Genomic DNA, 13,568 nt, shown 5'->3' on the forward strand with positions numbered 1-13,568 from the left:
TTGAGAGCTCAGCACGACACGCTGTTCACCCGTAGTACATCGTAAAGGAGAGCAAGTGGGCGCAGAAAAAATTGGAGTCGAACTCCCCGCCATCGCCTGGTTGGTCAAGCTGGGCTATACCCATCTGCGCGGCAGCATGGTCAAGGTAGAGCTCCGCCACCGTGCTCCGGTGCTGGAGGACGTGCTAAAAGCCCGCCTGCTGGCCCTGAACCCATGGCTGGCATCAGCACCGGGTGGCGTGGAAGCTCCGCTGCTGGAACTGCGCAAACGGGTGAATGACGAACTGATGCCCGCCAACAAGGCGTTCTGGGAACAGGTGCTTCACCGCTCGGACATCCAAGTGAAAGATGCCGAAGGCCGCATGCGCAGTGTGCTCTTTTTCGATGCCAGCAACGCAGCCAACAATGATTTTCATGTGGTGGACCAGTTTGTTGGTGCCAATGCCGACGGCGAACTATTCCGACCCGACCTACTGCTGTTTGTGAACGGCCTGCCGATGGCCATCATCGAGTGCAAGGCCAGCCACCACCGGCTGGACGAAGCACTGGCGCAACTCGATGGTTATCAATCCCGCTTTGCACTGCAGTTCGTTTTCAATCAAGTCTGCGTCGGATTAAACCGGCGCGAAGGCTTATACGGTGCGATTCTCACCAAGCCAGCGGCTTATACGCGCTACCGGCTGCAAGAGTCGGAACTCGCTACGGTGACCGAACTGCGCGAAGAAGAGCCGTCCGAGCAAGACCAACTGCTATGGGCGTTGTTTGAACCGAGCCGCTTCCTGCAGCTGATTAGCCATTTCATTTTGTTTGAGACCCGCGACGGCAAGACGGTGAAGAAGTTGCCGCGTTACCAGCAATGGCGGGCCGTGCGCAAAGCCGTGGACAAACTGACCGGCCCCAAGCCGATTGGCGGCGTGGTCTGGCATACCCAGGGCAGCGGCAAGTCGCTGACCATGGCGCTGCTGGCGCGCATGCTGCGTGCCGACAGCACCGGACTCGGCAATCCGACGGTGTTGGTGCTGACTGACCGCAAAGACCTCGACAAGCAAATATTCGACACCTTTCACGCTGTGGGTATCAAGGCGATACAGGCGGTGTCGGTCGATGGTCTGGTCAAGATGCTGTCCAATGACTACGGCAGTGTATTCACCAGCACGGTGCAGAAGTTTCAGGAAAGCGACGAAGCGCTTGGTCTCCCAGATACTCCCCCGGATGCTGTTGATGAGGAATCCAGCGACAGCCGCCACAGGCGTGTGCGCGATGGCAAGGATTTTTACATGGTCGAGGAGCGTAATGTGCACTTCGGCGAGCTTGACAGTGATGGCCTGCCGCTGACAGCCAATTGGGAAGAGGACCGCCGCGAGAAGGTCAACTTCCGTGTGCTAAGCAGCAAGCCCAATTTCTACGTTCTGGTGGATGAAGCACACCGCAGCCAGTATGACTTTCTAGCTGCTTTCATGCGCGCCAGCCTGCCCAATGCCAAGTTCATCGCATTCACCGGCACGCCGCTACTTCAAGATGACAAGCACACGCTGGGCGAGTTTGGCGGTGGCGAGTATATCGACGAATACCGGCTACACGAAGCGGTGGCCGATGGCGCTACCCTGCCCATCAAATACCAGGATGCCTGGGTGGCACTGGCAACCTCCGCCAAACTGGATGAGGCGTTCAAAGACCAGTTCGGGAAAGAATCGGAAGTTCGGCAGCTTGCGCTGAAGCGCGGCCTGCTTGCAATGTGGCGGCAGGCCGGCGACCGCATGGAAAAGGTTGCTGCGCATCTGGTGGAACATTTCATCAGTAGCGTGCAGGCTAAAGGCCTGAAGGCCATGTTGGTGTGTAACGGGCGCGACATGGCAGTGCGTTACAAGGATTTGCTTGACGCCATAATGACCGACAGGGCCAAGGCGGGGCTGCCTACTTTCCAGAGCCAGGTTGTGGTGTCATTGAACAGCATGACCGCTGCACGCACAGGTCTCTCGGTGCAACAAGAAGCCGCCGAGTACGGTATGGCCCTCGACAAGATTGAAACCATTGAGGAACGGGTAAGGGCTGAAATCAAGGCGGGTAAGCAGCCAGTGGCCATGCCGTCGGAGCAAGTCGGCAACTTTGTCGGCAAGCTGTTCCCGCTGCCATATGGCGAAGAAGCCAGAGGCAGAGATGGGCAGCCGCATGCCAACAATGTCGGTCTCATCATCGTGTCGGACATGCTGCTGACGGGTTGGGATGCGCCGATAGTGGGCACCATGTATCTGGATAAGCCGCTGAAGGAACACACCCTGCTGCAAGCAATTGCGCGGGTGAACCGTACTTTGCCGGGCAAAAACGCGGGTTACATTGTGGATTATCACGGGGTGGTAGAACATCTCGACCATGCCCTGAAAATCTACGGTGGCGATGTCTTGCCTTCGCAGGTGTGGGAAGGCGTCGAAAGTGAACTGCCCAAGCTACAAGCCACGCTGGACCGCATCCTGAAATTGCTGCCCAAGAAGCACGACCCGGTAACGCAGCGCGAGGGCTACAAGGACGACGCAGAACGATTCCTTGACCCGGCCAACCGGCTCGATGCGGTGGAAGATTTTCTGGAACTGGTCAAACAGTTCAATCGTTCCGTCGACATCATTCTGCCCGACGTGCGGGGCGTGCCGTTCAAACCCTATTTCACCCTGTTTGCGGAAATCCGCCTCATGCTGCGCGACAAGCTGCCTGGCGCAACCTACCGCGAACGTATCACCACACTTGAATCGGCCTTATTGCAGCAAATGTTGGACGAGCACATCGCCGCCAGCCCGGCCAAGAGTTTGTTGGGACACGAGGTGTCGATTTTGGACGCCAGCGACATGGCAAGGTTGAAGAAGTTGGCTAGTGGCAGCAGCCAGGCCCTGGTGATGAAGAATCAGCTCAAGCACACCATCGTCACCGGCCGCGATAAAGACCCAGCCTTCTTTGACAAGCTGGCGGAGGAACTGGAAAAGCTGCTGGAAGAGGAAAAGGCCGGTCGTATTAGTCAGGCCCAGTTCCTTGAGCAGTTGGAACTGCTCGGCCAGCGTGTCCGGGACAAAGACAAAACAGGCTTTGGCCATCCGGCACATTCGGCGGTGTATCACTATCTGGCTGCACTACTTACCGAAGAAACTGCAAGGGTCGCTACCACCAAGCTGTTTGAGAACGAATCCCTCAGCAAGACCATGGCGGCCGACAACTGGAAGCAGATGCCCGACCTGTATCCTGACCTGAAGGACCTGCTGCGTAAGTTGCTGATGCCTTTGGCTGGCTGGGAGCGTTCCGTGGCGCGCGACCACGGTGCGCGGATTCTGGACATTCTGTTGAAGAACTAAGGCGCATCCTATGCCTCAGTTCCACTACGGCCAGACCACGTTCGAATGGCAGTACCAGGTCGATTCGAAGCTTAGGCGTCACTATGTGACGGTGGAGCGTGGTCGTCCAGTTTTGTTGCGTGGGCCAGTGGTAGATGCCTCGGAGCAGGAAGCACTTATTCAACGCCGTGCCCGCTGGATACGGGAAAAGCTGGCGGAAGTGAATCGGACACAGGAGGCCCTCCATTTTGTGACTGGGAGTCGGCTGCGCTACCGCGGCAAAAGCTATTACTGCGAAGTCCATACGACAAGAGGCCTCGAAGTGCCGGAGCTACAGTTTAAGTACAGCCGGTTCATCATTAACTCAGCCGAGGGAAATTTTATCCAACCGAGTTCGTTGGCCCCTATGCTGGAGCGGTTTTTTGTGGACAAGGCTGTAGAAAAGCTGTTACCCAGAGTGCGGCATTGGGAGCGCCAGACAGGTTTGACGGCGAAGAAAGTGAGCCTGCACAGTTTCAAGACCCGCTGGGCGAGCTGCAGCAAGGAAAATGCAATAGCGTTTCATCCTCGCTGCATGGAATTGTCCGTATCCGTACTCGACTACGTCATTGTTCATGAACTTTGCCACACCATCGAAAAAAATCACACTAAGTCGTTTTGGGGACTGGTTAGCAAGCATTTTCCCGGTTGGCGTCCATGCCATGCTTCGTTAGAACTCGCTGCTGGTGAATTATCGATATAGGATTTGCGTTACTTGGTACTGTCGAATAAATACATAACATCAACTCTTTGGTTGCTCGATTCGCAAGCTTCCATTAAGCTCCACCGAGGTTAGTAGGACTCTTTTTCATTACGTTCCCAGCGGCTTCCAGGAGCATTCGTTGAAGTTCATTCACACGGCTGACATTCACCTCGATAGCCCTCTTTCAGGGTTGGCATCGTACGAAGGTGCCCCCATTGAAATGCTTCGTACTGCTACGCGAGACGCGTTTACCAACCTGGTCAACGAAGCGATTGAGGAAGATGTCGATTTTTTGGTTATTGCTGGTGACCTCTATGACGGCAATTGGAAAGACTTCAACACGGGTTTTTACTTCTCACGTGAAATGGGGAGGCTCAACAAATCAGGCATACCGGTTTATCTGCTCTTCGGGAACCACGATGCGGAAAGCGAGATGACTAAGAAGCTTTCACTGCCGCCAAACGTCCACCAGTTTGAAACACGAAAACCGACAACTTTCCGTATAGAACACCTTAAAGTCGCTCTGCACGGTCGTAGCTTTAAAGAAGCTGCAACAACTGAAAATCTCGCGGTGAATTATCCGGAACCAGTCCCGGGATGGCTTAATATTGGCGTTCTCCATACAGCGCTAGAGGGTTACGCAGCGCACGCCACATATGCTCCATGTTCGTTGGCCGAGCTTTCAGCGAAGGGTTACGATTATTGGGCGCTGGGTCATGTCCACGAATATGCGATTTTGCAAGAAAGCCCATGTTTTGTAGTGTTTCCTGGAAATCTCCAAGGTCGCCATATTCGAGAAACAGGACCTCGCGGTGCCGTCCTTGTGAACGCCGATGAGACCGGAATATTATCTGTTGAAAGATTATTTGTTGACGTACTAAGATGGCATCGAGTTAATATCGATGCTAGTGACACAAAAACGCTAGCAGACGTGGTGCGGATTGCTGGGCGTGAATTTGAACGGCTCGTGGCAGAAAATATTGATGGGAAACCCATGTCCGTACGCGTTACGGTCTTGGGTAGGACTGCTGCCCATGGGGAGCTTTTCGGAATGGAAGCGCAACTACGCGCTGAAATCATCGGACAAGCTGCAGCCGTTGGCATAGATAGACTTTGGGTAGAAAAGGTACGAGTGGAGACCACTCCTGCGACGAACGCAGGCGATATTCAGGCGCGTTCTGACGCCATTGCTGACCTGCAGACACTTCTGGAAGCGGCACCGAACGACGAAGCACTTCTTCGCGAGCTCACAGAGGAATTGCAGCAACTGGTCGGAAAGGTGCCGTTAGAACTCATGGATGCGGTTTTAGATTTCAAATATATCCGCAATGGTGATGTGGCGCAAATTGTGAATTCCGTAGCTCCAGGGCTTATCGCTTATTTAGCGAAGGCGAACTGAATAAAATATGCGCATCTCTCGCCTCGACCTACTGCGCTATGGGAAGTTTACCGACCGCGCCATCGCTTTGCCCCATGCAAAAATCGACTTTCATTTGATTGTTGGACCAAACGAAGCCGGGAAGTCGACTCTGCGTAGTGCAATCCTAGACCTGTTTTTTGGAATCGAAACCCGCTCAAATTACAACTTCCTCCACCCCCATACCGAGATGCGGTTGGGTGCTTTGATTGAGCAAGATGGGAAGTCGCTCGACTTTCAGCGAATTAAAGCGCGCAAGCAGACACTTTTCAGCCCAACTGGCGCGCCCCTTACCGACGATGTATTGATTCCATTCCTCGGCACTACGGACCGCACGTTCTTCGACCACATGTTTGGACTGGACCACGAAAAGCTTGTGGCTGGCGGCAACGAGATTCTTAATGCCTCTAACGATATCGGACAGATTCTTTTCCAGTCTGCAGCAGGCATCGGAAGTCTCGGAACGGTTCGCGATGCCCTGGAGGGGGAAGCGAACAAACTCTGGGCACCGAGGAAATCAATTGAGCGGGAGTACTATGCGGCTAGCGATGAGCTAGCAAGCGCAGAAGCTGCCCTAAAACAAGCGACTGTCCGGACAAAGGACTGGGTCGAGGCTCGGTCCAGCGTTGAGCGCCTGGACGATGAGTTCGGCAAAGCCCAAGAGAAATACGGGCATTTAGAGGAGGAGCGGATTCGTCTTGAGAGAATCCGCCGTGTCGCTTTCGCCTTGAACACGCTCCGGGAAAAAGAGTTGGAATTAAGCCAACTCGGTGAAGTCACCGTTTTACCCCCCGAAGCCGAAAAACATTTTGTAGATGCAGAACTTGAATTAGCGAAGGCCGGTCAAGAACATTCTCTTCTCGCAAGTCAAACCAACGACATACTCGGGCAGTTGGAAATCATCCATCCGGATGAACGCCTGCTTGGGCGCGCGACGGATATTCTGGCACTGTCCGAGCGGCGCCAACAGGTCCGTAATCACGAAAGCGATATTGCCAAACGGCAGGAAGAAGTCGATGTTCATTGGAAGAATATTGTGTCGCAGATGCGCCAATTGGGTTGGCCATCGAAGAACGAAGATGAACTTGAGCGCAGATTGCCTGTACTCCCGGTTCGAACGGCTATAGCGAATCTGCTCAAGCGCCACGGCGTTGTTGAGCAGGCGCTTTCCAGTGCAAAGCAAGCGGTTCGCGACAAAGCCGCAGAACTTTCGTCCCTAGATGCACAAATCCAAGCGCTTCCAAGCACCAACGTGTCCGCCTCTTTGAGGTCCTCGCTAACCGTTGCGAGAAGTCTCGGCGATGTAGCGTCTCTCGAAAAGCGTCTGCAATCCCAAGTGGCTAAGGCCAACCGCGAACTGAAGGCGGCATCAGTTGGGTTGGGAAAGTGGAATCTCGATATTGAAACCCTCTGCGGAATCGCCATTCCACCTGCAGAAGAGATTAGCAGCCTGCAAAATCGGCAGGCGCAGTATGAATCTTCTACGAATACTCTTTCTGAGAGGCTCGCGGAGTTGCACAACAGTGTCCGTGACCACGAACTGGAAATTTCACAATATCGCAAAGCCCATCATCCCGTAACTGTTGATGAGCTAACTGAGGCACGGGTGGAGCGCGACATGCTTTGGTCGTCCATCAAATCTGGAGCTGTCGCTGCAACAGCTGCGGCTACGGACTATGAAACAAGGGTCCAAGTCGCTGACGGTGTTGCCGATAGGCGGCACGACAAAGCACAAGAGGTCAGCGAGTTACAGGCAAAGCTGGACAGTCTTAAACGTATGCAGGAGCAAGTCGCCGAGCTCGGCAGACGTATCGCAACTATTGGTGCTGAGAAAATAGCATTTCAGACGGAATGGTCAGCCCGCGCGGATGAAATTGGCCTTTCTGAGATTCCATTGCTCGTAATTGGAGATTGGGTGCAGACGCGAGAGAAGGTTCTTCGCACTGCTGAAACGGTCAGTGACGCTAGGTTGGCATTAGATGAGCTGATGCGCACTGCAAGCGACGCAAGAGATGCGCTGGTCCAAGCACTTGTTGCGGAAGGTTTGGTAATGGATGCGACCACTTCATTGGCTACACTCATTATTGCGGCATCGGACGTGGTCGAAAGTGCTGCTCAGGCGCGGGTGCGGCTGGATGAAATGAAGAGCCAGCAGCATAAAGCTAACGCGTTGATGACGGAGTTAGAGGAAAAAGATGTTGCAGCTCGCGAGGATTGGGGGTCGTGGGAAGGTTCCTGGCGCAAAAATATTGCCTTGGCCGGACTGAAAGAGGAAACAGACGTCGGCACAGCGGAGGGCGCTTTGAATCTCTTTGCTGAGATTGACGAAAAGCTTCGGGCAATCCAAGAACTGCGGAAAGCGCGCATTGAAACAATGCAGAGGGACCTTAGAGACTTTGAGGAAGCGGCGGTAACTTTAGTGGGTGCTGTGGCACCCGATATGGAGGGGCAATCTCCAGCCGCGGTAGCGATTGAGCTTGCTACCAGACTTGCAAAGGCGACGGTTGACCGGAGTGAATTCCTTCGTCTGTCACAAGAGCTAGCTACTAAAAAAGGAATGCTTGCTAGCGCGTTTGCGCGCATTGAAAGTGCAAACGCTGGAATTCTGCCGCTTTTACGACTCGCGAAAGCGGCGACCAGCGACGCGCTCCGGGAAGCTATCGCGCGCTCTGACCGGTGGCGGGCGTTGTCCGATGATATCGTGACCGCGAAAGATACAGCACAAGCCGGCGGTGATGGCTTGTCGCTAGGGGTTCTTGAAGCAGAGTTGCGGTCTACAGACGTTTCACAAATACCCGCTGTGCTCGGCGATATCGACCGTCGGCGCGAGGAGGTGCTGACGCAGCAGAACGCGCTTTCGGCGCTCCGTGCTGACGCTATGACTTCACTATCAAAGATTGCGGGCCAAGACGAGGCCGCGCGCGCTGAGTCGCGGCGGCAAGGCGCGCTAGCCAGAATGGCCAACGCGGCCGAACGCTATATTAAGGTTTTTACCGCAGCCAAGCTTCTCCGTTGGGCTATCGACCGATATCGAGAAACCAAACAAGGGCCGATGTTGGCTCGGGCAGGAGAAATATTTTCCGCGTTAACGCTGGGTTCATTTCAAAAGCTCGTGGTGGACTTCGATAGCGAGCCGCTTGCGCTTGAAGGCCAACGGGCCGATGGACGAATGGTTGAAATTTCCGGCATGAGTGATGGAAGTCGAGACCAGCTTTATTTGGCGCTGCGGCTGGCTGCTTTAGAGCTTCATCTCGGGCAGACGCAGTCACTTCCATTCATTGCCGATGACCTTTTCATTAACTACGATGATGGTCGAGCAAAAGCAGGTCTTGAGGCGCTGGCAGAGCTGGCGGGGAAAACACAGGTTATCTTCCTTAGCCATCATGACCACTTAGTACCTACCGTTCAATCGGTATTCGGACGGGATATCAACATTGTCAGTTTATGAACGCTTATTGATGACTTAGCGAAGAGGCCGCACGTGCTCAGCCATTGAGCGCGAAAGGTCACGCTTTTCTACCGACGGTGAAGCGGCGCTGCATCGACACTGGACTGGCTCTATAGCACGAGCACAAGGACCTCCGTATAACCTTCCGGCGCTATACCGTTCGTGGCGCACAACTTCAACCCCTATAGTAACTTCAATAATAAGTGGTTTACCCGCACGATGCCTGCCGCCGTGCAGTAGGCCTTGAAAAGTCGCCTTTTACGCTATTCCCATCACTTTCAGATTAGCTCATTTCGTCACGTTGAAGTAGAGCTAGCTTCGCCTTCCGTGTACACGAGTTGCGCCGCGTCACCTCGTTCCCGTGTAGCTTCAACTCACGGTACTAGAACGAGGCCGCCCAATTCCAAGTGAGACTTACATGGTTATCAACGGTTAGCGCATAGGAGCCTCGGAACGCTACATCCGCAGCACTACCCTCGACGGAGAGTGTGGATACCTCATCCAAAGGCACGACGTAACAATCGCGCCCGGGCGTCGAGAATTTCACCACTTGCGCCTCATTGATGTACCCGTCTGCAAACTCTGACTCGATACCTTTGCGATACCCAAGGACGACTCCAGTTGGTAATGATGCATTTTTCTGCTCGCTCCACCGATACGGCCGGAACACATTGAGAAGTTCTCCTTCCGGAACAAGCACCAAAGGATGACGTCCTGCGGCTTCCAGTGCACTGCTTCTTCTCGCGACTTCCTGAAGAAATACCACCTCATTTGCGGGAACTATGGGGGTGTACGAACGCGCGATGACTAACTCAGCGAAGGCGCCTTCGACTGCTTCCCTTCGAATGTAGCGCGCTATACTTGCAAGAAATGACTGGGAAATTTCTGCATCCATCCCTTCGGACAGCTGCTCTTGCGTGAAGTTACTGACGACGAAGCTTCGCTCCGCAGTCACTGAAGAACGCCCAATGGTGAACCGGCAGAACGGATACGAGTCCCGCGCTACTTCTGGGTCACCAATGACCAGACTCGAAACGATTTTAGTGGCCTTGGCCACTATTTCAGTGGATACAACCAGGCAGGACAGCATTAGCCGTCGTTCAATGGCGGCACGTCGACAAACAAACTGCGCGGCACGCGCAACGTGAATCCGTATGAACCAATTCCGTTTTGGCAGCTCCAGTTGCTGTCGCAGATTGTCGGACGCTGCCAGATAGGGGCGGAACGACTTGCCTGCAATGGCACCGTGCAGCACATTCCCAAATCGGGAGACCCTCTCTAGCTTGCGCACGTCGCGCCACCACACTTCAATCGCCTTTTTAGAATTTGGCCACACGGGCCTGCGCGCCTGAGGCAAAGCCAGAAGCAATTGCGCGTAAGGCAATAGCATCGATTCGACACCGGTTCTTGCCTGCGAACCGCCGTAAGTCCAGCCCGAAACAACGGGAGTATCTTCTTCCCAGCTAAGGTTTTCGCAGAATCCGTCGAGTCGACTTGTTGTCTTGGCGTCGCTGAAGCACAGGTCAAGAATGGCCGAGAGCATCACGTCGGCATCCAACCGTGGTTCCGCCATCACGTTTCCGCCTGCATAGAACGCACTCCCTTGGACCAGGCTGGCCACTATTCTGATTCGCAGTGACCCTGTCGCTGTCGCGCCATTGTCCTCGGGCAGCAATAAGCCCATCAGCACGAGCCGCATGCTTTCCCAATAGCGGCCCACCGCCAGCGAAACGACCCTGCCCGCTATGTCGATTGAAACCTCGCAGGCAGCCATTTGAGACAGCTCTTCCTTCGCCGCGCTCCAATCTTGGTAAACCAATGAGAGTCGTACTTTGGCGAAGTCTGGGTCGTAGTCCAGGTTGGCAGCGTTTAGCTCATACCGCCTGTTCCCCCACCACTTGAGGAATTGGTCGCTGAGCCAAGTGGCCGCAACTTCGTCGCCTCGGGCTACTGCCGAGAGCAGAAGCTTTGCCGTCGCATCAATGTGGTTGGCATACGCAAGCGCCCGATTGCACAGGGACCACCACTGCTGGTTGTCCCTGTGAGTCGAATCAAGGACATTAACATCTAAGCTGCTCCATCCACCGATAAAGCTAACCACTGCTTTCTCATAAATGGCTGCATAAGGCTCCGGAAGCTTACCTGCATGTGCAGACTCTCCGGCTGACGCGCTAGCTTGCATTTGCCGGCGCCACCACAGGCCAAGTTGATAGGCCAAATGAGTTGGTACTAACAAGCTCTCGGCAATCAGGCTAGCCGGTTGCGTCGGCGCCGCACGTGCAAGAGTTGTCGCGGCATAAGCGACTCTGTTGAACAAACCTAAGTCTTCCGGCAGCAAGCGCACCGCCAACGCTGCAACAGGCCGATATGGCGACAGCCACTCTCTGTGGAAAGAGCTCGTACCCCATCCATAGGGCGATGCTGCAAGCGATGCTGCACTGCTGGGGTCTCCGTCCGTCTTCTCCTCGCATGACCGCAAAAGTGTTCCGTGCAATTGCAGTACCGCGCGAAATGTTTCCGAGCTAGCAGAAAAACGGTGTTGCTCCGCAAGCGACTGTACTTCTGTAACGAGCTCCGTCAACATTTCAGCTGTACTGAGGGAAAGGACTCGCCGGCGCTGAGGACGGTACACGAAGGCTGCATTGACTGCGACCTTCTCCAATGCAGTCAGCGGTGGGCCGTTGTCGACAAGGCAAAGATTAGCCACACCCGATGTAGACTCGCCGACCATCGCAGGAAATACAAGCAGCGCTCGAATGTGCTGGTTTGGTGGTGGATGCGTGAGGGCACGCTTCCACCACCGTTTTGACACCCAAGCAATGAGCCCTAGGTGAACATCGTCGAGCACTGCGATACCAGAAAGATGACGAACGACTGCAGCCCGTCCGCAACCCAGTGATTGCATGACCACCTGTGGAAGTATCGGGTCCATTCCGTTGTCGACTACGGTCCAGCTTTCGCGCTCCGGCGTGTTGACGACCAGGTGCTGCTTCAAGCTGTTAACAAGCTCCAACCGAAACACTTTGTTGATTGCGAGGCGAACGAATGCCTCGTGGCCTTCCTCCTCCTGCAAGAAACGGATGGTACGCGACAAGAAGTACCCCGTAAGCGCTATGTTGATGATGAGCCAGACACCGTTGAACATCAGCGCCCGAACCACCCAGTCGTTGCCGACGTAGAGTGATACAAAGTACTCAGCGGTCATCACGGCTACGAGCGTAATGGAGCTTGTGCCAGCGGGCAAAATGGCCGAGTCCAGCACGTAGACGCGCAGGGCTACCTTGGCCGTCGCTCGGCGCTGCAGCAGGATGGTGATGAACGTCACCACGATGGGGTAGACGAGTACGACCAACGTGGCCTGGACCGCCCAAGCAGTGCCGAAGTATCCTGCGTGTCCGTATTCTTTCGAGAGATTGGGGGCCGATATGCCTGGCCAGGAGATGCTGGGCTGGGCGCCGGCAAGGCACGCTAAGAGTGCACAGATGGCGCCGACTCCCAAGGAAAAAGCCAGCGGTCGTTCGCCGCCCCAAAGAAGCAGCCGAAAGAGCCATCCGTATTCCAGCTCTTGGCGCGTTGAGTTGTTTGCCAAAGAACGATAGACGATGCTTCGCGCCTTTGGGGCGACCCTGTTCGTTACCCACGCTGGCGTTGCCGCGAGCACCTTTGCAATAACACCAAACACGTCTGTTCTCCCTGACCGCCGCGGAATGGCACGGTGATGTTCTAAATTTACTCACTTCCATGGCGCCCGGTTCTGCACGTAGCTGACGACCTAGATAAGCCTCTACTGCGGTCAATTGCAAAACCAGAACAACGCCCTGCAACCTACCGATGTGCATCCACAAGTATCAACTTGACGGGCTGCAGTCTAAACTGTCAAATTCTCCTATGTAGCGAGCCAAATAGCCGCGACCGATTCTGCCAGGTTTTCGAAGGACAGCCTAAATGACCAGCGCACGCATAACGTGGCCTGGTCAGCGCGCGGCGTAGGCCCAGAGATGCGAGGACGGAATTCACAGGACTGCCCGAGTCGTGAGCTGCACGCTGCTCAGGGGAAGCAAAGCATGTTGGCGAAGTGCCCCCTTCGAGGGGCGGGTTAAGCACGAATAAGCCCTGCATTCCAGATGGAAATGACAACATCCATTTGATGGTTTGGTGTCTTATCTTCGCCCTCCATCACGCGCTGCCAGAGTATTTTTTCATCGTGTAAAAGAGCTGGGTCTTGTTTGAGCAGCGACAATGCCTTCAATGCATAGCCTTTATTTAATTTTTTTCTTGGGTCGCAGTAGTTACCCTCTGGGATTCCCGAAACTACACCACTTTCACATAAGCCAAGGTAGGCGCTGCGAGGGCAGCTTTTTTCCTGTGATGATTGACTAGCTGGAAATATCTCGGCTACAGCCTTTTCCCAAGCAGTATTGGGTGTTGAGGCCAAGCCTTCGCGGAATAACTTTGTAGCCCTTACGGCAGCATTTCCAAATTTGCCCATCTGTATACCTCCGGATTGCCTACTTCAATTTATAGTGACAAAATTGTCGCCTCTATCGATACAGTTGTGACGTTGAAATATGGGGCACGGTATGAATTGGGCCGCCGTACAGGCCTGCGACGACATTACGCTGGGGCGACGACGCATGGTCGCGCCACA

General features: G+C 54.5%; 6 protein-coding genes. 4 read left to right on the forward strand and 2 right to left on the reverse strand.

Going from position 1 to position 13,568, the window contains the following annotated elements; translation table 11 throughout:
- The first annotated feature begins 55 nt into the window (after window positions 1-55).
- From AC3CHX_RS04295 to AC3CHX_RS04310, 4 genes are all read left to right on the forward strand, one after another.
- Entirely contained in the window at window positions 56-3,334 is a 3,279-nt protein-coding gene (locus AC3CHX_RS04295; protein WP_488642859.1) for a type I restriction endonuclease subunit R, read from the forward strand.
- A gap of 10 nt (window positions 3,335-3,344) precedes the next feature.
- Window positions 3,345-4,055, forward strand: a complete 711-nt coding sequence (locus AC3CHX_RS04300) for a M48 family metallopeptidase (protein ID WP_488642860.1) — start codon at window positions 3,345-3,347, stop codon at window positions 4,053-4,055.
- A 139-nt stretch (window positions 4,056-4,194) separates the two neighbouring features.
- A complete protein-coding gene (locus tag AC3CHX_RS04305; RefSeq protein WP_488642861.1) occupies window positions 4,195-5,454 on the forward strand; it encodes a metallophosphoesterase family protein in 1,260 nt (419 codons plus the stop codon).
- A 7-nt stretch (window positions 5,455-5,461) separates the two neighbouring features.
- Window positions 5,462-8,920 (forward strand): AAA family ATPase, encoded by a 3,459-nt coding sequence (locus AC3CHX_RS04310; RefSeq protein WP_488642862.1) that lies wholly within the window; start codon window positions 5,462-5,464, stop codon window positions 8,918-8,920.
- Between the two features lie 382 nt (window positions 8,921-9,302).
- Here the strand turns inward: AC3CHX_RS04310 and AC3CHX_RS04315 are convergent, their stop codons facing one another.
- Window positions 9,303-12,602 (reverse strand): hypothetical protein, encoded by a 3,300-nt coding sequence (locus AC3CHX_RS04315; RefSeq protein ID WP_488642863.1) that lies wholly within the window; start codon window positions 12,600-12,602, stop codon window positions 9,303-9,305.
- Window positions 12,603-13,016: 414 nt separating this feature from the next.
- Window positions 13,017-13,409, reverse strand: coding sequence for a DUF6979 family protein (locus AC3CHX_RS04320; RefSeq protein ID WP_488642864.1), 393 nt, complete (start codon window positions 13,407-13,409; stop codon window positions 13,017-13,019).
- Window positions 13,410-13,568: the final 159 nt, after the last annotated feature.

The sequence above is a fragment of the Glaciimonas sp. OK215 genome (assembly GCF_057787885.1).